Here is a 22,823-nt window from a genome sequence, read left to right as displayed (position 1 = left end):
TACTAACAGCCATACGGTGAAAAATTGTTTTCAAATAGTCCTTTTACTTCTTATTGTTTTTGCATTTGGGTGTAAAAGTGATGATGTAAAGCAACCGGAAATTATTACACCGGTAACTTTTCAGATTGACTCGACAAACAAATTCCCTATTATCTCAGATGATGCACTTTTGACATTGGTACAAAAGCAAACCTTCAAATATTTCTGGGATTTTGGACATCCGGTTAGCGGCTTGGCGAGAGAAAGAAATACATCTGGCGATGTCGTTACATCAGGCGGCAGCGGTTTTGGTATCATGACCATTCCGATTGCTATTGAAAGGGAATTTATAACCAGAGGCCAGGGATTGGAAAGAATGCAGAAAATTGTCGCATTTCTAAAAACCAATACACTAAAATTTCACGGCGCATTTCCACACTGGATTAATGGAGCAACCGGAGCGGCAGTTCCATTTAGCGCAAAAGATGACGGCGCGGATCTTGTTGAAACTTCTTATTTAATTCAGGGATTGTTAACGGCACGACAATATTTTAATGGAAACGACGCTATCGAAACCGCTTTAAGAAATGATATTAATACCATTTGGAATGGTGTAGAATGGGACTGGTTCAGGAAAAATAATGAAAACGTACTTTATTGGCATTGGAGCCCAAATTATAACTGGGATATGAATTTGCCAATTAAAGGCTGGAATGAATGTCTTATCACTTATGCACTGGCAGCATCTTCACCAACACATGCTATTCCAAATAGTGTTTATGAAAATGGCTGGACGGGAAACGGTTCGTTTAAAAATGGTAACAGTTATTATGGAATAACATTACCCTTGGGAAGTGCTTATGGCGGCCCATTATTTTTCTCTCAATATTCCTTTCTGGGTATTAATCCAACCAATCTTACGGACCAATACACAAATTATCTGACACAAAATCAGAATCACACATTAATCAATTACAATTACTGCAAGACCAATCCTCTAAAATATAACGGATATAGTGAACTCTGCTGGGGATTAACGGCCAGCGATATTCAGGATGGATACAATGCCAATTCTCCCACAAGCGACAAAGGCGTGATCGCCCCTACCGCGGCTTTATCGGCTTTTCCATACACGCCAATAGAATCGATGAAAGCTTTAAAATTTTTCTATTACAAACTGGGTAATAGGCTTTGGGGAGACTATGGATTTTACGATTCGTTTTCTTTACAGACAACTTGGTATGCGAATTCATACTTAGCCATTGACCAGGGACCGATCATCATTATGATTGAAAACCACCGTAGCGGCTTGCCATGGAAATTATTCATGAGCTCACCGGAAATAAAAACAGGAATGAAAAACCTGGGATTCCAGAGTCCGAATTTATAATCGACTAACGAAAAGTCGAGTTAGTAACTATTCACGTCCTCAACAAAAGAATTAATTAACATGAAATCATTACTCTTATCATTAAGTATTATATGCAGTCTGCTTGTATCCGAAAACAGTATTGCTCAAAAAAAGAAAACAGCAGCCGTTCCGACAGTTTTTAATCCTGCAAATCGTCCAAAAAATTTATCCGATACTGCTTTACTTGAATTGGTACAAAAACAAACTTTCCGCTATTTCTGGGAATTCGGTCACCCTGTAAGTGGTATGTCGCGAGAAAGAAGCAACGTTGCTTTCGATTATGGCGACGAAGTGGTTACCACAGGCGGTACCGGATTTGGTATTATGGCAATGATCGTAGCTGCGGAACGTGGCTGGGTGCCGAGAGATTCCGTTTCAAAAAGACTTTTGAAAATGGTCAAATTTCTTTCCAAAGCGGATCATTATCATGGAATTTTTCCACATTGGCTAAATGGCGGAACTGGTAAAATTATTCCATTTGGACGAAAAGATGACGGTGGGGATCTGGTAGAATCGTCATTTTTGTTTCAGGGATTAATTTGTGCAAAACAGTATTTCAAAGGAGAGAATGATACCGAAAGAGATTTAAGAAACCGCATTTCCGGAATTTGGGAAGAGGCAGAATGGGATTGGTACACAAGAGGAAACCCGGATCAGCTATTCTGGCATTGGAGCCCGAATAATGGCTGGGCCATGAATTTCGAATTGCGTGGATATAATGAAACGCTGATCACTTACATTATGGCAGCATCGTCGCCACGGTATCCAATTACAGCGCAGGTTTACAATAAATGTTGGGCGCAAAGTGACCATTTCAAAAATGGCAAAGAATTTTATGGTGTGAAACTGCCGTTGGGTTTTGATTTTGGTGGTCCGTTGTTTTTTGCACATTATTCATTCTTAGGATTGGACCCACGTAAACTAAAAGATCAGTATGCAGATTATTGGGAGCAAAATGTGAATCACACAATGATTAACTACAAACATTGCGTTGCCAATCCCGGTAAATTTAAAGGTTACGGTGAAAACAGCTGGGGATTAACCGCAAGTGATACCTATGATGGATACAATGCATTTTCACCAACAAATGATTTCGGAACCATCACACCTACCGCCGCATTATCTTCTTTCCCTTATGCGCCACAACAATCGATGAAAGCGTTGAGACACTTTTACGATGATTTGGGTGATAAGATTTGGAGTGAATATGGATTTACCGATGCCTTTAATGAATCACAAAACTGGTATGCAAAGTCACATCTGGCAATTGATCAGGGACCGATCATTGTCATGATTGAAAACTACCGGACAGGATTATTATGGAAATTATTCATGAGTAACCCGGATGTTCAGAACGGATTGAAAAAACTAAATTTTGAAAGTCCGGCTTTGAAAACAATCAGCGCAAATTAACCAGTCATTTGCCAAAATTCACAAGAATTATAAGCCACTGACGGCTTTTCGAAATAATAAAATAAATTGTACCTTGATGGCATTTAACAGCGTTCATGAAATTAAATTTCATGAACGCTTCCATACCAGATACAATTTATCATGAACATACTTCACAGAATTGTAATACTTTTTGCAGCCATTAATACATTGGCCCTCCCGGTTTCAGCACAAATGTGGAAGGCTGTCGAGCCGGAAAATCTTCCTGTCAAAAGACTGGAAAATGCTATGGCCGAAGCTAACGGAAAACTTTATCTGGTTGGCGGCCGCGAAATTAAATCCGTAGATGAATATGACCCGAAAAAAAATACCTGGGTTAGCCTAAGCCAGACTCCTATTGAAATGAGTCATTTTCAGGCAATTTCTTTTCATGGAGAAGTGTATGTTGTTGGGGCATTTACTGGCGGATATCCTCATGAAACTCCAATTCCTAATATTTATATTTTCAACCCCGTCAAAAATCAATGGCGCAAGGGTCCGGAAATCCCTGAAAACAGACGACGCGGCGCAGCTGGCGCTTTTGTTTTGAATGATAAGATCTATGTGATCTGTGGTATTCAGGACGGTCACTGGGACGGACAGGTTGCCTGGTTTGATGAATTTGATCCTGCGACAAATACATGGAAACAACTGGCCGAAGCGCCAAGAAAACGCGATCATATACAGGTCGCCGTTGTTGATAACAAACTTTATGTAGCAGGCGGACGACTTTCCACCGCAAGAATTAACCAGGTACTTAATACCACAATTGCCGAAGTGGATGTATATGATTTTAAAACCAGCAAATGGGAAACATTAGATCCCTCCAATAATATTCCAACCAAACGTGCCGGAAATACCACGGTAGTTTTGGGACACAAGGTTTTGTTTATCGGAGGAGAAAGTGATGCACATGTAGAAGCTCATAACGAAGTTGAAGCATTTAACACGCACACCCAAAAGTGGGAAAAATATCCTTCCCTGCTTCAAGGCAGACATGGGACTCAGGCCGTGTCCATGCATAAAAAAGTTTATATAGCAGCTGGTTCGGGAAATCGTGGCGGCGGTCCGGAATTAAACACGCTGGAAGTTTTAGAAAATTGATCAATAAAAGCTCCTACCTATTTCTTAAAATCATAAAAATTAATGTTAAAGAAACTCATTTCTTTCTGTCTGGTAGTCAGTCCGTTTTTTACTTTTGCCCAAAAACAAACCGTTTTTACCCACGCCGATACTTTGCGTGGCTCCATAACGCCTGAACGTGCGTGGTGGGATTTGACCTACTACCATTTGAATGTAAAACCAAATGCAAAAGACAGCACACTTACTGGCAGTACCGTTGTCAATTATAAAGTTTTGAAACCAAATCAGGTTATACAAATTGATTTGCAGGAACCATTGAAGATTGATAAAGTGGTACAGGATGGCCAGACATTAACCTACAAAAGAGATGGAAATGCATTTTTCATCACGTTGATAAAAAAACAGGAAAAAGGAAAATCTGAATCGATTGAGGTTTTCTATTCAGGAAAACCACGTTTGGCAAAACGTCCGCCATGGGACGGTGGCGTGCAATGGGTGCCTGATGGAAACGGGAATACGATTATTTCTACATCATGCCAGGGACTTGGTTCCAGTGTATGGTGGCCTTGCAAGGATCATATGTATGATGAGCCGGATAGCATGATGGTCAGCATTACGGTGCCAAAAGGTTTGACGGATGTTTCAAATGGAAAACTCCGCAGTGTGGTTGAAAATAATGATGAAACACATACGTTCAACTGGGCTGTTATCAATCCGATCAACAATTATGGCGTTAACATGAATGTAGCGAATTATGTAAGCTGGTCGGAGACATTCAAAGGTGAAAAAGGAGATTTGCCGTTAAGCTTTTATGTATTACCTCAAAATCTGGAAAAGGCAAAAATCCAGTTTAAGCAGGCAAATCAAATGTTAAAAGCCTTTGAGCACTGGTTTGGGCCGTATCCTTTTTATGAAGATGGATACAAATTAGTTGAAGTTCCGTATCTGGGTATGGAACATCAAAGTTCTGTAACCTACGGAAATGGATATAAAATGGGTTACCTGGGCCGCGATTTGTCAAAAACAGGCTGGGGTTTAAAATGGGATTTCATCATCATTCATGAAAGCGGTCACGAATGGTTTGCCAATAACATTACTTACAAAGACGCAGCTGATATGTGGGTTCATGAAGGATTTACAAATTACTCGGAAAATCTTTACACGGAATATTACTTCGGCAAAGAAGCCGGGGCTGATTATGTCATTGGAACTCGCGCTATTATTGCCAATGATATTCCAATTATCGGACCTTATGGTGTGAATGAATCAGGATCCCGTGATATGTATTACAAAGGCGGAAACTTGCTGCATACGATTCGTCAGGTTGTAAATGATGATGAAAAATGGAGACAGATTTTGCGCGGACTGAACAAAACATTTTACCATCAAACAGTCGAAACTGCACAGATTGAAGGCTATATCTCAAAACATGCCGGAAGAAATCTTAGCAAAGTTTTTGATCAGTATTTAAGAGATACAAAAATTCCCGTTTTGGAATATGCCTTTAAAGACAACAGCGTACAATATCGCTGGTCAAATGTTGTAAGTGGATTTGATATGCCGGTCAAAATAAAACTTGGCGATTCAAAAGAACAATTTGTTTACCCAACCGGCGAGTGGAAAACTTTAAAAACTAAGGGAGAGAAAACATTGGTTGTTGACCGCAATTTCTATGTAGAATCTAAAAGTATTTAAGCTTTAATCCCAACATTCCATAATTAACAAGTCACCTTTTGAGGCGGAAATCCGAACCATTCCATCGGCTTCCGCCTCATTGCTATTTCCGGTTCGATGGCCGAGCGTCAGCGTTTCATCATTAAGATTATACTTCAGTCCGGAGGTTTTGATTCCTTCCACCACACCAACCGGAATAAGAGAAACCGGAGTTTTGGCAACATACCATTTTTCAAAAACTCCCGACAAAGGAAAGATCTTCGAATAATCATCCAGCAAAACCAGACGGATTGTTTCTTTATACCGAACCAGATTTGTAATGTTTGTGATCGAATGATCCGCACGACGGCCGGTTGCCCAAATGATATTAGCCGCCGGAAAACCTTCACTTATTAAATAATCAATCGCTTTTTCAAGATCTGTTTTTTCCTGATCTGGTGTATGAACGATTTTCAAAGGATACTGACGCGCTCTTATTTCTTCAAAATCATGGTTATGATCAAAATCTCCAAGCCATACATCCACCTTTATACCTAATTCCAAAACTCTGTAAATGGCGTGATCCAGGACAACAACCAACGGACTCCATTCCAACAATTGCCCCAGTAATTCTTCGCTGCAAGCTTCTCCGTTGGCAATAATAAGTGCGGGTTCCTGTTTATCCCTGATAATATGGTGTGATGACATAAGCTTGGTATTTCCGATAATCCTCGATTCCAGCGAAGTTACGAAGTAATAAATAATTTGGGAGACTGAAATATCAGGAGAAAGTTTTCGGGTTATTCCACCGGCTTTATAACCAATCCTTCCACATTTTCGCAACGGCTAATAAATCGTTCAACGAGCGTGGTTCTGATTTCAACAATCATACGGCATTCCATTTCAAAGTTTTGTTCAAGTACCGGCAATTCCATTTCTTTAATGATCCGCATCACATCGTTCATCTGGATATACGAAAATTTGAGCTCGTAAATCACAATCAAATGTTTCACAACAATTTCAGCATTCTCCAATGCATCCTCCGTTGCAGATCGATATGCGTTTATAAGTCCCGGAATCCCTAATAACGTTCCGCCAAAATAACGCACAACGACAACCAGAATGTTGGTTATTTCTTTGGAATAAAGCGTATTCAGTATCGGTCTTCCCGAAGAACCTGACGGTTCCCCGTCATCACTCAAACGATAATGCATTCTATCCAGACCAAAGCGGTAAGCATACACATGATGATTGGCTTTAGGATGCAATTCTTTTAATTTTAGCAGATGAACTTTCGCTTCATTTTCTGATGTAACCGGAAAAACGAAAGAAATAAATTTGCTTCCCTTGTCCTTATAAAAACCTTCAACAGGTTCAGCAATTGTCTTGTAAGTATCTTCAAATAACACGGCTCGCTCTCCTTTTATATCTGTAAAGCAGAATGGTATAAATCAAAGCTGCCGCGGCAAAACCTGCCATTATCATAAAAACCAGTGGTAGGTTTTCTATTTTGTTTGCAAAAACAGCGGCTGAAAGAAAGGCGCCCAACCCTATCCCTGCTTCCAGGGAAATGTACATGGAAGCAATCGCCCGTCCCCTGTTATGGTCATTGCTCAAATCCACCGTCCAGGCAGAAAGCACCGGAGATAATATCCCCATCGAAATTCCGAAAAATGCTGCTCCTGTTACAAAAAGGAATACAGAATCTGCGTATCCGGTGATGATCATTGATATAATTAAAATGCTGCATCCGGCAATGGTTACCGGTATCCGGCCTTTCCGGTCAGAAAGTTTTCCGGCTACAAAACGGATTAATATGGAAAACAAAGTGAATACCATGAAATAAATCCCACGGTTTGTGAGCCCTAAATGTTCACTGAAATCAGGGCTAAGTGTCGCTACTGCACCAAAACCAAAATAAGCCAGAAAAGTTACAAAAGCAGGACTGAAAACATCGGGCTCGAATATATCCCGCCAGGTTATTTGAAATGCTTTTACAGAAAGTCGTTCTTTTACAACAAGGGTTTCTTTCATGTTGAAAAGTATCACGATGGACATCAACGCGAAAAGAGAGGATGTATAAAAAAGTGCATTTATTGAAAAAGACTGGCTGATCATACTTCCAATGGCCGGCCCGAAAGCAGAGCCTACACCCATGCACATGCCGTGAATTCCCATGGCTTCCCCTCTTCGATGTGCCGGAATAATGTCCGCGATATAGGCTGCGGTGCCTGTTGGTTTAAAACCTGTTGAGAAACCATGAACCAATCGTAATAATAAAAACGGCATTACGGTAGTGAAAACGGGATACAAAAATCCACAAATAAAACACACTAACGAGCCAAATGCCATTACCGGAACACGACCGACACGATCTGTTAATCTACCACTAAAAGGCCTTGATATTCCGGCTGTTAACGTAAATAATCCAATGATAAAACCCTTGTATTCCGCACCTCCCATGGCAGACAAATAACTGGGAAGCTCGGGGATAAGCATGTTGAAACTTGAAGAGAAAAGAAAGGAACTTGTACCAAGCAACCAAAATTGCAGTGTAAATATTCCGGGAGAAGCCGTATTTTGCATCCCGTAAATTTACAACTATCTTGGGGAAATTGTTGAAAATTTTCAACTCTCAACTTTCAACTGAAAAATGGTCAGAATATTTTATAAGGAGGGGCGGTTAATAAAGCGCGAAAACGATATTCGTGAACTTGGAAAGGTACAAAACCTTGTCTGGGTGGATTTGCAGTCCCCTTCGGCCGAAGAAGAAGAATGGGTTGAAAACAAATGTGATATCAGTTTTCAAACACCTCAGGAAATTGTAGAAATCGAAAGCAGTTCGCGGTTTTTTGAACAAAATGAAACGATCAATGCTAACTCGAACTTTTTAAGCATTGACAGGGACGGTTATAAAACTTATCCTGTTTCATTTATTCTCCATAAGAATATTCTTTTCACATACCGGCGCGGTGATTCCAAAACCTTTGCTGATACGGTTAAGAAAATGAAGGTAAGCCCGGATACGTTTCAGACGGGCGTTGACTTTATGCTGATGCTGCTTGAAACCAGGATCGAAGCCGATGCCGATTCACTTGAAGCAATATCCCGGGATATTTCACAGATCAGTAAGGATCTGGCGCACGAGCAAAAAGCGAGACAGGAAGTGCTGATCCGGATCAGTGCATTGCAGGAAACGACGATGATGCTTCGGGAAACCAGTATTGACAAACAGCGCGTACTTTCCGGAATTTTACGCAGTCAGTATTTCCCGGAAGACCGGAAAGAGCATTTGCGTATTATATTAAAAGATATCAGCTCACTGCTTGAATATACCACTTTCAACTTTGAGCGGCTGGAATATCTGCAAAATACTTTTATGGGTCTGATTAATCTTGAACAAAGTCAGGTAATCAAGATTTTCACCGTTGTGACTATCATTTTTATGCCTCCGACCCTGATCGCAGGGATTTTTGGTATGAATTATACCCACATTCCCTCCACCGAAGACCCCTGGGGTTTCTGGGTGTCTTTACTTTTGATGGTACTTTCCTCACTGGTTGTGCTTTGGTTTTTCAGAAGAAAAAGATGGATTTAATTTTTTGAGATTTCATTATTTATATTTTCATGACAAATAACACGTCTGCTTTCATTGAGCTAACCTTTGCAGAAACACAAAAAGATATTGAAGAAATTCTGTCCCTTCAGCAACTTAATTTAAAAACCAACGTCTCAGAAGAAGTAAAAAAGGAACAAGGTTTTGTAACTGTCTGCCACAGCAAGGAACAGCTCGAAATCATGGGCAGTTTAACACCGCAGATCATAGCAAAAGCGGACGGAAAAGTGATAGCGTTTGCCCTGGCCATGCTACCTTCTATGGCAAAACTGATTCCTGACCTCCAGCCTATGTTTGACATTGTGGACGATATTAACTGGAAAGGGAACATGATCCGGGATTATAAATACTACATGATGGGGCAAATATGTGTAGCGGCGGAATTTCGGGGACAGGGAATTTTCGAGAAATTATATCACACACATAAAAATTTTTATGAAAAAAAATTCGACTTATGTATCACAGAGATTTCTACATCCAATAAAAGATCGCAGCGGGCGCATGAACGGGTAGGTTTTGAAACAATTCATCTGCACAAAGATCATGTTGACGAATGGAATGTAGTGGCCTGGGAACTAAAACAGAACGCGATGCCTTAAACAGATAACAGGTTATAATACAATTAATAATAATTCTCTTTTTAGCCACCAGCAATTGTAATATTGTGGGTTACTATATCTTTCTTAACCCGGACTGAAATCTCAGAAAAAATAATTTTTATTTTTTTTCCACCTGTAATATTCAGTAAATCAATTACTCAGCCAATTAAAAAAGTACAATTAATGTTTAGAATATCAATGAAAAGTCATCCTAAATGTCATTTGTACACATTTCCTTCTTCCAACCCTTTTTCCTGAATCAGTGTCATAATTGTAATGGCATAAAACTTGCAACAGATTACGTTAATATCAGGTATAGTCTATTAAGGGAGACAAAAATTATTTACCTGACGCGAATCAAGGTTTATATGCGATGGGCAGTGGCAGTATCGAACAATACTCTGAATTAATATCGGGGCGAGTTTGAAAATGAACAATGAATCTTATAAAAAGGCGTTTCAATTCCAACTTGTGAGAATCATCTGCCATAGGCTGATTTAGTAAAACCGCTATACCGATCTTAGAATAATGTATTTTAAATGGTATTAGGTTATTCAATTCATTTAACTAAATAACCGACTGAATGAAAAGTATCTCAGTAATAATTCCTAATTATAATGGGAAACATTTATTTGAAAAGTATTTTGGACATAATTTCCATGTGCTGATGTCCATCAAAACAGAAGTTGAAATCATAGTTATTGACGATGCCTCAACCGACGACTCTGTGGAATATTTGCAACAGAATTATGGAGACACGATCACACTTCTGAAAAAAGAAACTAATTCCGGGTTTTCTGAAACATGTAATCTGGGAATTAAGCAGGCAAACAACGATTTAATTTTCTTACTCAATACTGATGTTACGCTGGAAGAAGGTTATCTAGAGAAACTCTACAAATATTTTGAGAAGAATGATACTTTCGGAGTTATGGGACGCATTATCGGAATGGATGATGACCTGATCCGTGAGGCAGCGAGAGAGCCTAGAATTATGGGTCGCAAAATAAAATCATCTGATTTATTTCATCTTAAAAATATTAATGCTTTAACCCCTACTTTTTACCTCTCCGGTGCCAATGCTTTGATGGATACAAAGAAATTGAAAACCATTAATGGTTTCAACGAAATGTTCAATCCATATTACGGAGAAGATCAGGAACTATCGATTCGCGCATGGAGAATGGGCTGGAAATGTTACTATGAACACAATGCGGTCTGTCGCCACGAAGTAATGGCAAGTACCAAAAACCACAATCCTAAAAAAGCGATCAAGAGAATCCATTTCAGAAATCGTTACTACGTACATTATCTGCATTTACAAGGTATTGACCTTACGCTTTGGCATATGCAAATCTTACTTTGTGATGTTCTATTAGGTATTTTGTCTTGTCAGTTTTACAAAGCAGAAGCTTACATGGATTTCCGGAGAAACCGTCAGGGACTTATCATTAAGAAAAGTGCTTTCACAAGGCAAATGAAGAGAAACCACTCCAATATTGGCATTATTGAAGTAATTGAGAATATTAAGATGATGCTAAAATATCAACACGTTATCAAGTTGTAATTATTTGATTAATACAGAAAAGCAGAAGTTAAAATCTTTTTAAGCTGGCTTTGAGCTTCCGTTTTTCTGTTAAGCAACAACAAGGATATTAAATCAAACGGTAATTTCTAAATTCAAAAAGACGCTTGCCCGTATTCTTTTCAATCCAATAAAGTAAAGCGTCTTTAAATTTAAATTTTTTCCGGGAAAGATCAAGTTCTATATTCCAGTCCTGGCGTTCAATCCGAACTTTCATCACAGATGGATGCGAATCATCAAAAGGTACCAGCGAATCAAAAGCGTTATAGTCAAAGAAATCTTCAGATTTCAATATTTTCTCCCATTCCTCATCTTCATTCCAAAAGCGGGTTACATTTTTCATTTTCTTTTTCATCTGAACAGGACTCTTTACCCAGCCATAGTGATAAATTGCCGCGCCACAATGCTTCACATTAAGCTTGGTAACGCCCTTTCTGAATCCCTGAGCATCACGATAAGCAAAAATGGCCGGATCAGATTTCATACTTTCATTTCTGATAATCCGTATCTCCCGACGATACCATTTCCGGCTGTCGCCAACGTAATTGTAAGTACCATAAAAGTGCAGATAATCAAACAACAGCCCCTCTACTTCCGGATTGTCCACATGCAACTCACACGCTTTGCGAATATTGTCGTGGTATTTTTCATGAACCACTTCGTCTCCTTGTATATAAAACGCCCAATCGCTATCCGGCGACAACTGGCGAAGCGCTTTATCCGTTTCAACCGCAAGTACTTTACCACCCTCACGCAAGGTCATATCCCATTCTGATTCTACGATCCGTATTTTATCTGATTGAATAGAACGGATAAGTTCAAGCGTATTATCTTCACTTTTACCTACACTAACCAGCATTTCGTCCACCACAGGCAGTATTGAAACGATAGCTTCAACAATGGGATAATCGTTTAAAATTGCGTCTTTAATGATGGTGAATCCTGAAATTTTCAAAGTCTGGCAGATTAATAATTTGGACAGAGAATAAAAATTATCTTTTAATTTGAATAAACTGACGTCTACAAAGTTAAAGAATTCTTTGACAGAATATTTCTAAATAAGACGTAATTTGATTCAATTCTCCTTGAAATTCCGGCTCAAAGCATGTAGATTTGTTTTCAGCAGCAATCAAACTAATGTAATGTCCGCCATGCTGCAATCGATGATCTGGTCCGTATAAATAATTTGAATTAACTATGTCACAAGAAGTTACAAAACAGGAACCCCTGTTGATAGAAGATCCATTGCGCTTTGTCTTATTTCCTATCAAACACATGGATATATGGGAAATGTACAAACGTCATGAAGCGTCGTTCTGGACTGCGGAAGAAATTGATTTATCGCAGGATCAAAAAGACTGGGAAAACCTGAATGACGGCGAGCGCCATTTCATATCTCACATTCTTGCATTTTTTGCAGCGTCCGACGGTATTGTTAATGAAAACCTTGCTGTAAACTTTCTTAGCGAAGTACAATATGCAGAGGCAAAATGTTTCTATGGTTTCCAGATCGCTATGGAAAATATCCATTCCGAAACATACTCTCTGCTGATTGATACCTATATTAAAGATCCGACTGAAAAAGATTATCTTCTTCGCGCGATCGATACTGTTCCCTGCGTTCAGAAAAAAGCAGAATGGGCATTGAAATGGATTAATAGTCCTGTATTTGCGGAAAGAATTATCGCTTTTGCAGCTGTTGAAGGTATATTCTTTTCAGGATCTTTCTGCTCTATTTTCTGGTTGAAAAAACGTGGATTAATGCCAGGTTTGTCATTCTCCAACGAACTGATTTCCAGAGACGAAGGACTTCATTGCGAATTTGCCTGTCTGTTATATACGCAGCATATCGTAAACCAGTTGCCTCAGGAAAGAGTAATTGAAATTATGATGGACGCAGTAAAAATAGAACAGGAATTTGTTACTTCGGCTCTGCCCGTTTCGCTGATTGGCATGAACGCAGATCTGATGAACCAGTATATCGAATATATTGCTGATTTCTGGCTTGAACGTTTGGGTTGCCCAAAACAATTCGGTTCTGCTAATCCGTTTGATTTCATGGAATTAATTTCTTTACCGGGAAAAACCAACTTTTTTGAAAAACGCGTTGGCGACTATCAAAAAGCGGGTGTTATGAGCGGTTTGCAAGATAAAGATTCGGGACACAAAATTTCCTTTGATTCAGATTTCTGATAAACCGACCTTATAATTATCTAAAATCAATTTTTTAGATAATTATAAGGTTTCCCCTTTTCTTGATTTCCAATTGGTTATTTTCAATCTCAGCCCGGTTTTCTCCACTTCCCTATCTCCGACGCAACTTCCACAGGAGAAATCTGTTTCATACATTCGCATTTTGAAACATCATTTTCACATTTGTTACAAGCAGAATGTGCAACCAAAAAAGAAGCCTTCGGCCCTATTGGCGCCCAGCGTCTGGGGAAAAGAGGACGCATCGGCGGATATAAGCCAAGGGCATTATTACCAAGCGCAGCAGCAATATGTAAAGGCCCCGTACTCGCAGCGATTAAACCGTTGGAATAATAAATAAAAGAAATAAATTCTCTCAGACTCATCATTCCCGTCATGTCCACCACATGTTCCGGCAGCTGAGCGAGCCAGCCGCGCATGGAAACGCCATCTGCCTTCGTTCCGGAAATAAAAATTTTATATTTATCCTTTGGTAAAAGATGAATCAGATCGGCAAAATTTTCCAGGCCCCATTCTCTCGCACTTTTGTTGGATTTTGGATGTAAAATAATATTCAGCCTGTCCTTTTGCAAATAAGCGAGTAACCGCTTTGGTAAAGGCGAAATATTAGTCATCCTGAAATGACGGAATATATCGTTCAACGGTACAGGCTCATCAAATTCAAGTGCTTTTAATAACTTAATATTTAATTGAGCTTCATGTAAATCTGATCCTTTGCGGCTTAGTTTGACCAGTTTATTGCATGTCATCCAGTGAAACCAGCGATTTGTGGTACCAATTCTAATCGGAATTTTGGCATCCTGTGCCAGTTTTGCTATTTTTTTATTTGGTAAAACATGAATAATGGCGTCATATTTCTCCTTTTTCAAAAATGCTATCTGATCGTTATAATCCAGTTTGTTTATTACATCAATATTCACAAACTTATCTATTGCAGTACAGGTTCTGACAACATCTTCTGTATAGGATTTCCCTAAAAAATGCACCTCAGAAATATCTCTATTTTCTTTTAAAATATCACAGACAGGAATTGTCAGAATCACATCTCCGATTGCATCCGTTCGGCTGACAAGAATTTTAAGCTTTTTTTTCAACATTTCTTCAATTATCATTGGCCACTCACTTCTTTGGCATTTTATTTTTCTTCTTAAATTATTGAGCCATTAACGTAATGAATATAGTAAAATTTACTGTTTTTGGTGCAATTCTCTACATAATATAGTTAAAATATCATAAAATCGGTGACTAGATCATAAAAGGTCTTCTATCGTTTTCCAAACCAGTTCGCTTTCATAACCTTTTCCCAACGCGAAGCGGGCCAATTTTTGTTTGAGCTTAAATTTATCAGTTTCCGTGCGAACCAAAAGTTCTCTTTTTTTGGTTAATAATTCCTTCAGGCCGGTTTGATAAGCTTGCTCCGGAATTTCTTTCATCCCCTGCTGAATACTATATTCAGTAAGTCCGCGGCGATGAAGTTCCTGTTTGATCTTCATTTTGCCCCAGTTTTTCATTCGGAATTTTCCTCCTGCATAGGTTTTAGCAAAACGCTCTTCACTCAAATAATTCATCGTGATTAATTCAGCAATGATTTCATCGGCTTCTTCACCCCAAACCTCCCATTTTTGTAACCGCTTTCTAACCTCATCCTGAGTTCGTTCCTGATAGGCGCAATAAGAGGCTGCTTTTTGAAGAATGAGACGATCCATGCCGAAATTATGGTGATTATATTTATTTCACATTGAGACGCAAGAATAAAGATAAAATATCAACTATGAATAACTATTTTTGATAAAACATCAATAAAAATATCCGCGAGGCGCCCTAAACGATTAACCTATATGATTTTTGAAAGACGTACCTTTTTAAAGTTTTTTCCTGCAATATCCGGACTGCCATTTCTGAATTTAGCTGAAAATGAGCCAAGTACAGCTAAGTTGGCTTTACGCTTTATAGTTGCCTCAGACGGACATTACGGTCAGCCCAATACAGATTTCAAAGCATTTCACAGCGACTTAATCGGCTGGATCAATCAGGAAAAAGTACAAAAAGGTGTAGACTTTACAGTGATCAACGGAGATTTAATTCACGATGACCCGACACTTTTATATGATGTTAAATCAACTTTGGAAAACCTACGCGTTCCGTATTATGTAACACGCGGGAATCACGATAAAGTAGGTGTTGATGTTTGGCAAAGCACTTGGGGATATTCTACCAATCACAGTTTTGCAAAGGGTGAATATGCTTTTATACTTGGTGACACTTCAAATGAAAAAGGAGAATACGTTTGCCCTGATATTCAATGGCTAAGATCTGAAATCACTAAATATTCCGCCGCAAAAGGGATCTACATTTTCCTGCACATTACACCAGAAAAATGGACTTCCGGTGGCGTTGATTGTAAAGAAGTGACAACATTATTTGAAAAAACGCCTAATGTTAAAGCAATTTTTCACGGCCACGATCACGATCAGGACAGCCAGAAAACATTGGGCGGAAAACCGTATTTCTTTGACGGACACTTCGGCGGAAACTGGGGAACCACTTATAAAGGATATCGGGTTGTGGAAATTTTCCAGGATGAAACCTGGCAGACCTATCAATATAATCCAACTGCGGCACCAATTCTTAATTCTTTTTCAGGGAAAAAATAAAAACTTTCGTATACAATTATGTAATTAATGGTTACAATGTTTTAAGAATTATATACCTTCCGTTCTGATTTAAAATTCAGACCACCTCTATAAAAATTCTTGAAATTTGAAATTATTCTTTACCTGTACTTTATTTTTAGTACTGTTAAGTTTTTTTGCGCACGCTCAAGAGCGTGTGGACATAACAACCTGCGATGGTACCGGAACAGGTATCGTATGTGTAGCTCCAAGCGATTCCCTTTACAGCCTTTGTGTAAAAATTACGCCTGGTCCTTGTGCCGACAAAAAATATAGTGTCGACTGGGGTGATGGAAAAATAGAAGCGGTAACGCTAAACGCTACCGTTACCCTGAATCATAATTATGATCTAAGAAGTTTTATACGAAATTGCTCCAACGGCGAATTTAAGGTGAGCATTTTTGTAGAAAATGCCACCTGTCCCAATGATAATAAAGGTTTTCGTGTCACATTCAACAAAAAACCGGAAGCCAGACCCTTTGTCCAGGCTGCTTGCGAAGGTTCCTATTTATCCATAAGCAACAATAGTTGTCCTGTTTCTTCTGATATTGCTTTTCTCTGGCAATTCAGCGATGGCCGTTCAAGTACCGAAACCTATCCGTCTATTCAATTTACAGACCCAAACCAGACCTACAAAGTCAAACTTACCGCCACTTCCAAAACCTGCGGTACCAGCAGCAACGAAATTGACTTTAAACTAAGCAAGAAACCCGTTGCCAATTTCAGCGCAACCGGCTTTTCTGTTGCTAACAAAGACACGGCGATATGTATTTCCAACGGCGCCACTTTGACGATGGACGGCTCCATTTCGACGGATGAAACCAATTATTATTGGGAAATTTCGGGAGGACAATACGATTTTCTGGATAAAACCACCAATTATTCAAGTCTTATCAAAGTTCAGTTTAAAGAAAAAAAGGAATATACGATCAGGCTCAGAGCCTCAAATAATTGCGGAGAATCTGTCGTTATCCGGAAGTATAAAGTTATTGATCCAGAAGCTCCAAAACTCGTTCCCCAACCCGATGTTTGCGAAGCGATTCAATATAAAATAAGCAGTCCGGTAACGGGTGCAGCCTATACTTTAAACGGGAAAACAATTGCACCGGATCAGGCAATTTCTTTGCCGTTATCTGCCGCACCATATATTGTTACCGCGAGCATGACAAATGCCTGCGGTGCCCAAATGGTTAGTGATACATTTTCCGTTTCGGAAGCCAAACCTGTCAATATTCTCACTTTTTCAAAAGACACCACGTTATGTGTTAGCACGATACCTATCACATTAAGTGCAGATCAGTCGGGTGGAGAATGGAGTACCAATGGGGTTGAAACGGTGAATGGTTTAAAAGTTTTTATACCAAAAACTGCCGGAAGCTATACCTTAACCTATACAAAAGGAACGGGAAAATGTCTGGTTTCTGACGTTGTGCAAATTAAAGCTGAAGGTGTCCAGGTAACCGTTTCTGACCAGACAATTTGCAGCGGAACTGATTTCCTAAAACTGCAAGGTGTCCCTTTGGGCGGAAAGTGGTCTACTTCTGATTGTAACAATTGTATCAAAAATGATACGTTGATTACGAAGAGCCTGACTGTTACCCAGATAAATCTAAATTATGAAGTGAGTAATCAAACCGGTTGCAAAGCTTCTGCAAATGTGAAAGTGACAGTTGGAAGCCCAAAGGCAGATTTTGTTCTAAATGCAGGTTGCAGCGGTACCAGTTTTTCTCCCAAAAATAATTCAACATCAGCAAATACTTATGTATGGTTTGTTAACGGGAAAAGTGCTTCTACTGACGTCAATCCGCAATTGACATTGACAACAGGTTTAAATAAAATCATACTTATTGCAAAAGCTGGAAATTGCGCGGATACGCTTCAAAAAGATATAACTGTTACCGCGCCTCCGGCAACCATTAGCTTCATCCCTTCGGAAACGCTTGGATGCTCTCCTTTAAATGTATCATTTAAGGTGACCGGAACCTCAAATCAGGCAGTTACCTATTCCTGGGATTTTGGTGATGGAAGCAGTTATACCGGTTTTCAGCCCGCTTCAAAAGTTTTCATCAATCAGTCTAAAAAAGACACCACTTTTTCAGTGATTGTGTCGGCGAATAACAGTTGTGGAAAGCAAACAGAAACAAAAAAGATAGTAGTACGTCCGCTGGCAAAAGCTGAGATTGGTGTTGATTCGACAACTTTGCGCTGCACACCAGCGCAATTGTTATTTTCAAACCGGTCTTCTGGCATTGACAAAAACCTTTCAAAATGGACTTTCGGTGATGGCATCACTCGTCAGACAGGGAGCGATACCGTTTATCATTCTTTTTCTGCGAAAGACAATGCCCGGACTTTCACAGTCAGACTGGAAGTAACCAGCGCATGTGGCCAGGATGCAGATGAAGTTAAAATCCAGGTTTACCCAACAACAGTTAAGGCCTTATACACCATTTCAAAATCGGAGGTTTGTCCTGGTGAAATGGTACAATTTACAGATGCTACCGTACCAAAACCAAATCGCTGGGTCTGGAAATTTGGCGATGGAACGATATCGACTTTACCCAATCCAACGCATGCATTTACACAAGCCAAAAGAGATTATAAGGTTACCCTGATCGCTTACACTGCTTGTGGTTACGATTCTACTCAGTTGACTATCAAAACCACAACTTCACCAGCGGGAGATTTTGTTGGAGCGCCGGTAGTTTGCGAGGGTGAAACGGTTCAGTTTACGAATAAATCAGATACGCAGCTTGATTTCATCTGGGACTTTGGAGACGGAACCGCACTGGATACTTTGAATTATTCTCCTACACATGCTTATGCGACGGAAGGAAATTTCACCGTAAAACTAACCGGATATCGTGGCTCGAAATCCTGCAAAGTTGATTTGAAAAAGATTACGGTTTCGGTTTTATCACCGGTCATTGCACAATTTAAAATGAACGGGGATTCGCTCATTTGCGCTCCCGGACCAGCCAGTTTAATCAGTCTTTCCAACAATGCGGATAGTTTCAAATGGTATTTCAGCGATGGAAAAACTTCTGATGCCAAAAATCCTGCTTTGCCTTTTGATAAAGGATTGTACGGAATAAAACTTGTAGTCGGAAAAGGCGGCGTCTGTCTTGATTCTATTGAAAAATCAGCAGCATTTGTAGTTGTCGATTGTCAGGTTGACATTCCGGAAGCATTCACTCCGAACGGCGACGGATTTGGTGACCGTTATACACTTTTTGGAAAAGGTATTCAGGAAATTATTTCGATGAAAATACGCAACCGTTGGGGAGAAATGGTATTTGAAATGAAAAAAGTGCCTCCTGGAAGTCAGCGACCCGATGAATCCTGGGATGGAACATTGAAAGGAAATCCCTTGCCTGCGGACTTGTATGTGTATGAAGCTGAAATTTTGTATATCGACAACCGGATTTCTGACAAGTTAAGAGGCAACCTTTATCTAATTCGTTAATGAAAAAACTTCTACTCTCTATCATTATATCAATTGCTTATTTGCGGGCATATGCTCAGGCACCGCAGTTTTCACAATTTTATTCAAATCCGCTTTATACCAATCCGGCCTATGCGGGCGATGCCGGAACTCCTCGATTTATTGCCAATTATAGAAATCAATGGGCTTCTATAGGAATTCCGTTTCAAACAGCAGCTTTTTCTTTTGATACATACGCAGAAGATGCAGCCGTTGGTTTAGGGTTTCAGGCCATGCATGACCAGCGTGGACCTGCCTTAAAAAGTGACCAGCTTTCGGCTCAAATTTCTAAAATGGTATTTCTTGATGGGCAAAAAGAGCTGAGATTAATTGGTGGTTTACAGGGAACATGGACGTCCAGCAGTTGGAATGGAAGTGATTTAACATACGTTTCTCACTTTTTGGGCAGCAATGATCCGATGGCAACGAATGGATTATCCAGTAATAAATTAACTTTATCGGCCGGCGTGGTTTTGGAATATGTACCAAAATATGAAGAAGATATTTCTGTCTGGCTCTCCGGTGCCTGGCACAATATCGGCATCAATGATAATGTAAGCATTGAACATCAACGTATCAATTTTCAGCTTGGCACTAAAATCCCGATTGAAATTCCTGCTTTTTTCGGCAACAATCTTGGTCGTGACATGAATAGGGAAAGTGCATTAAATATTGCGGTTCAGGTTCGAAAACAAGGTGTCAGCAGACAAATGGATGCCGGATTTAATATTCTGTACTCGCCTTTGCTGGTTGGATTATGGTACCGGGGAATGATTCTGGGAAATACCAGACGCGATGCTGCTATTGGAACAGTTGGCTGGGCAAGTGGTAATATGTTATTCCAGGCAAGTTATGATCTGCCGGTTTCTTCTTTGGGATTAGATACCGGAGCTTTTGAAATATCGATCTGGTATGGAATTGATGCACTTTTTCGCTTTTCAGGAAAAGGGTCTCAGGATCGAAGAGGACGAAAATGTCTTAGATATTAAAGAAAGGCGAAGTGATTAGCAGCCACCTCGCCTTTTCAATTTATATAACTTTGATCAAATGGTTTTTCTTCCCTTTTAAAATCAGTCATAAAACATTTATTAAATTAAGCTCTTACTTATTTACTTTTAATACTGTATAGAATTTTACACTCGTCAGCAATCTCCAGTAATTCCAGTGAATACCATTCTCTATTTTCCAATATAAAATTCCTTACAACAATAGAGCACTTAAACTCTGTATAAACAAAGCGCCTCCATACATCCCATTGTTTGGTTGGTAAATTATCCTTTTGTAAAATGATATGCTCCATAAAATTGGCCAGAGCTTCTGTTGCCAATAAAATAAAGACCCTGTCTGGCGAATTTTCATCTAATTCTTTTCCCTTATACAGATAATCATAGCAGTTAGGATTATCACTAAAAAATCTAAGTAATTCAAAACTTTGATCACAGAGTTTGCTATGCGTATTACTCCATGCGGTTTCCCTAATTTTCCGAATTTGGATGTATACGGCATAAAGTCCAATAACCGTAAAAATTAAAGTAACAATTGAAACAATAACGCTGAGTAAATTATACAATTCCTGTTCCATAAAAATTATGGTTATCAATTTAACAAACAATCCTCAGCTGAATTTAACATAATTTTCTTTTAGCTTGTCATGTTTGAATATAAGTGTTTTCTATATTCAAACATGACAAGCTTTTAACAAAGATGAAGACTCTTCGCCTAAATTCCATTTGACAGATTTGCTTATAAATAGAAAAGGCCTTTATCCCCTTTCAATTTATATAACTTTGATCAAATGATTTTTCTTCCCTTTTGACACGAGAATAAACCGGTCTTGCAATAACTGAAAATCCGCCAGAGATTGTTCCGGAGATGATACTTTTACTTTGTTAATACTCACCGCATTTTGTTGTAAAGCACGGCGGGCTTCTCCTTTTGACGGATATATTTCTGATTTCGTTACTGTCGAAATCAGATCAAGCAAATTTAGACAGGAATCCCAATCGGCACGGCTAATTTCTGTTTGCGGTACTCCGTTAAAAATCGTATCAAACTCATCAAGTGCTATACTCTGAAGCATTTCCAAAGTCGCTTTTCCAAACAAAACGTCCGAAGCTTTTAACACCATTTGATAATCACGTTCTGAATGGATACGGATAGTCAACTCTGCTGCTAACGCTTTTTGCATAATTCTCAAATGCGGTTCAGCGGCGTGACTGCTTTCCAAAGCTTCGATTTCTTCTTTTGATTTAAGAGAAAAAACACGCAAATATCTTGGAGAATCTTCGTCACTTTGATTTAGCCAAAATTGGTAAAATTCAAAAGGCGAAGTTCTTGCAGGATCCAGCCAGATATTTCCGCCTTCGCTTTTTCCAAATTTCGAACCATCCGATTTTGTCACAAGAGGCGTTGTTAAAGCGTAAGCTTTAAAATAACCTTCTTCGTCTCCTTCCTTCCGGCGAATGATTTCAGTCCCAGTCGTGATATTACCCCACTGATCCGAACCGCCCATTTGAAGACGGACATTTTTATGTTTGTATAAATGATAAAAGTCGTAACCCTGCAAAAGCTGGTATGAAAATTCAGTAAAGGAAATCCCCGTCTCCAGGCGTTTTTTTACAGAATCTTTGGACATCATATAGTTAACCGACAAATACTTACCTGCTTCGCGAAGAAATTGAAGAAATCCAATTTCTTTGAACCAGTCGTAATTGTTAACCATTTCAGCTGAATTTTCACCGCAGTCAAAATCAAGAAATTGCTCCAATTGTTTACGGATTCCTTCCTGGTTAATACGCAAAGTATCTTCATCCAAAAATGAACGTTCTGACGCTTTGAATGATGGATCTCCGATCATTCCTGTTGCCCCTCCTACCAGTGCGATTGGTTTATGACCCGCTTTTTGTAAATGAACCAGCAACATAATCGTCGCCAGGTTACCGATATGCAGGGAAGCAGCCGTAGGGTCAAAACCGATATAACCGGCGGTCATTTCTTTATTAAGTTGCTCGTCCGTCCCTGGCATCATGTCGTGCAACATGCCGCGCCAGCGCAATTCTTCAATGAAATCGGTTCTCATTTTTATACTATTTGGCAATT

At 39.4% G+C, this 22,823-nt stretch carries 19 protein-coding genes; 11 read left to right on the top strand and 8 right to left on the bottom strand.

Annotated elements, in window-relative coordinates; translation table 11 throughout:
• The first annotated feature begins 16 nt into the window (after positions 1–16).
• From FDK13_RS03590 to FDK13_RS03575, 4 genes are all read left to right on the top strand, one after another.
• On the top strand, positions 17–1,369 hold the full coding sequence (locus FDK13_RS03590; RefSeq protein ID WP_137338597.1) for a glucoamylase family protein: 1,353 nt from the start codon (positions 17–19) through the stop codon (positions 1,367–1,369).
• Between the two features lie 60 nt (positions 1,370–1,429).
• Entirely contained in the window at positions 1,430–2,803 is a 1,374-nt protein-coding gene (locus tag FDK13_RS03585; RefSeq protein WP_137338596.1) for a glucoamylase family protein, read from the top strand.
• 141 nt (positions 2,804–2,944) lie between these two features.
• Positions 2,945–3,925 (top strand): Kelch repeat-containing protein, encoded by a 981-nt coding sequence (locus FDK13_RS03580; RefSeq protein ID WP_137338595.1) that lies wholly within the window; start codon positions 2,945–2,947, stop codon positions 3,923–3,925.
• Positions 3,926–3,967: 42 nt separating this feature from the next.
• On the top strand, positions 3,968–5,599 hold the full coding sequence (locus FDK13_RS03575) for a M1 family metallopeptidase (RefSeq protein ID WP_137338594.1): 1,632 nt from the start codon (positions 3,968–3,970) through the stop codon (positions 5,597–5,599).
• Between the two features lie 3 nt (positions 5,600–5,602).
• Here FDK13_RS03575 and FDK13_RS03570 read toward each other — a convergent pair whose 3' ends face one another.
• From FDK13_RS03570 to FDK13_RS03560, 3 genes are all read right to left on the bottom strand, one after another.
• Positions 5,603–6,265, bottom strand: coding sequence for a thiamine diphosphokinase (locus tag FDK13_RS03570; RefSeq protein WP_137338593.1), 663 nt, complete (start codon positions 6,263–6,265; stop codon positions 5,603–5,605).
• A 92-nt stretch (positions 6,266–6,357) separates the two neighbouring features.
• Entirely contained in the window at positions 6,358–6,966 is a 609-nt protein-coding gene (locus FDK13_RS03565; protein WP_137338592.1) for an IMPACT family protein, read from the bottom strand.
• On the bottom strand, positions 6,956–8,143 hold the full coding sequence (locus tag FDK13_RS03560) for an MFS transporter (RefSeq protein WP_137338591.1): 1,188 nt from the start codon (positions 8,141–8,143) through the stop codon (positions 6,956–6,958). The genes FDK13_RS03565 and FDK13_RS03560 overlap by 11 nt, the downstream gene beginning before the upstream one ends.
• Before the next feature lie 67 nt (positions 8,144–8,210).
• On the opposite strand from FDK13_RS03560, the gene corA reads away from it, so the two are divergent.
• The 3 genes from corA (at position 8,211) to FDK13_RS03545 (ending at position 11,339) form a co-directional block, all read left to right on the top strand.
• Positions 8,211–9,155, top strand: coding sequence for a magnesium/cobalt transporter CorA (corA, locus tag FDK13_RS03555; protein ID WP_137338590.1), 945 nt, complete (start codon positions 8,211–8,213; stop codon positions 9,153–9,155).
• A gap of 29 nt (positions 9,156–9,184) precedes the next feature.
• A complete protein-coding gene (locus tag FDK13_RS03550; protein WP_137338589.1) occupies positions 9,185–9,772 on the top strand; it encodes a GNAT family N-acetyltransferase in 588 nt (195 codons plus the stop codon).
• A 583-nt stretch (positions 9,773–10,355) separates the two neighbouring features.
• The gene (locus tag FDK13_RS03545; protein WP_137338588.1) at positions 10,356–11,339 is read left to right on the top strand and encodes a glycosyltransferase family 2 protein; all 984 of its coding nucleotides are present in this window, start codon (positions 10,356–10,358) and stop codon (positions 11,337–11,339) included.
• Between the two features lie 88 nt (positions 11,340–11,427).
• Here the strand turns inward: FDK13_RS03545 and FDK13_RS03540 are convergent, their stop codons facing one another.
• A complete protein-coding gene (locus tag FDK13_RS03540) occupies positions 11,428–12,312 on the bottom strand; it encodes a glycosyltransferase family protein (protein ID WP_137338587.1) in 885 nt (294 codons plus the stop codon).
• Between the two features lie 242 nt (positions 12,313–12,554).
• Between FDK13_RS03540 and FDK13_RS03535 the strand changes: the two genes are divergently transcribed.
• Complete coding sequence (locus FDK13_RS03535; RefSeq protein WP_137338586.1) at positions 12,555–13,550, top strand: ribonucleoside-diphosphate reductase small subunit; 996 nt, start codon at positions 12,555–12,557, stop codon at positions 13,548–13,550.
• An 89-nt stretch (positions 13,551–13,639) separates the two neighbouring features.
• Here FDK13_RS03535 and FDK13_RS03530 read toward each other — a convergent pair whose 3' ends face one another.
• Complete coding sequence (locus FDK13_RS03530) at positions 13,640–14,680, bottom strand: glycosyltransferase family 9 protein (RefSeq protein ID WP_137338585.1); 1,041 nt, start codon at positions 14,678–14,680, stop codon at positions 13,640–13,642.
• 138 nt (positions 14,681–14,818) lie between these two features.
• Complete coding sequence (locus FDK13_RS03525; RefSeq protein WP_137338584.1) at positions 14,819–15,274, bottom strand: regulatory protein RecX; 456 nt, start codon at positions 15,272–15,274, stop codon at positions 14,819–14,821.
• 132 nt (positions 15,275–15,406) lie between these two features.
• Between FDK13_RS03525 and FDK13_RS03520 the strand changes: the two genes are divergently transcribed.
• From FDK13_RS03520 to FDK13_RS03510, 3 genes are all read left to right on the top strand, one after another.
• Positions 15,407–16,222 carry a metallophosphoesterase family protein gene (locus FDK13_RS03520; protein ID WP_137338583.1) on the top strand — a complete coding sequence of 272 codons (816 nt, stop codon included), beginning with the start codon at positions 15,407–15,409 and terminating at the stop codon, positions 16,220–16,222.
• 106 nt (positions 16,223–16,328) lie between these two features.
• Positions 16,329–19,706 carry a PKD domain-containing protein gene (locus tag FDK13_RS03515; RefSeq protein WP_137338582.1) on the top strand — a complete coding sequence of 1,126 codons (3,378 nt, stop codon included), beginning with the start codon at positions 16,329–16,331 and terminating at the stop codon, positions 19,704–19,706.
• The gene (locus FDK13_RS03510; RefSeq protein ID WP_137338581.1) at positions 19,706–20,713 is read left to right on the top strand and encodes a PorP/SprF family type IX secretion system membrane protein; all 1,008 of its coding nucleotides are present in this window, start codon (positions 19,706–19,708) and stop codon (positions 20,711–20,713) included. Before FDK13_RS03515 ends, FDK13_RS03510 begins: the two co-directional genes overlap by 1 nt.
• A gap of 116 nt (positions 20,714–20,829) precedes the next feature.
• On the opposite strand, the gene FDK13_RS03505 is transcribed toward FDK13_RS03510, so the two are convergent.
• Positions 20,830–21,306, bottom strand: a complete 477-nt coding sequence (locus tag FDK13_RS03505; RefSeq protein WP_137338580.1) for a hypothetical protein — start codon at positions 21,304–21,306, stop codon at positions 20,830–20,832.
• A gap of 195 nt (positions 21,307–21,501) precedes the next feature.
• Positions 21,502–22,803, bottom strand: a complete 1,302-nt coding sequence (tyrS, locus tag FDK13_RS03500; protein WP_137338579.1) for a tyrosine--tRNA ligase — start codon at positions 22,801–22,803, stop codon at positions 21,502–21,504.
• Positions 22,804–22,823 lie beyond the last annotated feature (20 nt).

It is taken from the genome of Dyadobacter frigoris, assembly GCF_005280585.1.
GTDB classification, from domain to species: domain Bacteria; phylum Bacteroidota; class Bacteroidia; order Cytophagales; family Spirosomataceae; genus Dyadobacter; species Dyadobacter frigoris.
This window is presented reverse-complemented; position numbering and strand designations above follow the sequence as displayed.

Excerpts from the sequence above, each read along its gene's own strand:
- FDK13_RS03525 (WP_137338584.1), bottom strand. The coding sequence starts at position 15,274 with ATGGATCGTCTCATTCTTCAAAAAGCAGCCTCTTATTGCGCCTATCAG.
- tyrS (WP_137338579.1), bottom strand. The coding sequence starts at position 22,803 with ATGAGAACCGATTTCATTGAAGAATTGCGCTGGCGCGGCATGTTGCAC.
- FDK13_RS03520 (WP_137338583.1), top strand. The coding sequence starts at position 15,407 with ATGATTTTTGAAAGACGTACCTTTTTAAAGTTTTTTCCTGCAATATCC.
- FDK13_RS03550 (WP_137338589.1), top strand. The coding sequence starts at position 9,185 with ATGACAAATAACACGTCTGCTTTCATTGAGCTAACCTTTGCAGAAACA.
- FDK13_RS03510 (WP_137338581.1), top strand. The coding sequence starts at position 19,706 with ATGAAAAAACTTCTACTCTCTATCATTATATCAATTGCTTATTTGCGG.
- FDK13_RS03560 (WP_137338591.1), bottom strand. The coding sequence starts at position 8,143 with ATGCAAAATACGGCTTCTCCCGGAATATTTACACTGCAATTTTGGTTG.
- FDK13_RS03530 (WP_137338585.1), bottom strand. The coding sequence starts at position 14,680 with ATGATAATTGAAGAAATGTTGAAAAAAAAGCTTAAAATTCTTGTCAGC.
- FDK13_RS03535 (WP_137338586.1), top strand. The coding sequence starts at position 12,555 with ATGTCACAAGAAGTTACAAAACAGGAACCCCTGTTGATAGAAGATCCA.
- FDK13_RS03585 (WP_137338596.1), top strand. The coding sequence starts at position 1,430 with ATGAAATCATTACTCTTATCATTAAGTATTATATGCAGTCTGCTTGTA.
- FDK13_RS03505 (WP_137338580.1), bottom strand. The coding sequence starts at position 21,306 with ATGGAACAGGAATTGTATAATTTACTCAGCGTTATTGTTTCAATTGTT.
- corA (WP_137338590.1), top strand. The coding sequence starts at position 8,211 with ATGGTCAGAATATTTTATAAGGAGGGGCGGTTAATAAAGCGCGAAAAC.
- FDK13_RS03545 (WP_137338588.1), top strand. The coding sequence starts at position 10,356 with ATGAAAAGTATCTCAGTAATAATTCCTAATTATAATGGGAAACATTTA.
- FDK13_RS03570 (WP_137338593.1), bottom strand. The coding sequence starts at position 6,265 with ATGTCATCACACCATATTATCAGGGATAAACAGGAACCCGCACTTATT.
- FDK13_RS03580 (WP_137338595.1), top strand. The coding sequence starts at position 2,945 with ATGAACATACTTCACAGAATTGTAATACTTTTTGCAGCCATTAATACA.
- FDK13_RS03575 (WP_137338594.1), top strand. The coding sequence starts at position 3,968 with ATGTTAAAGAAACTCATTTCTTTCTGTCTGGTAGTCAGTCCGTTTTTT.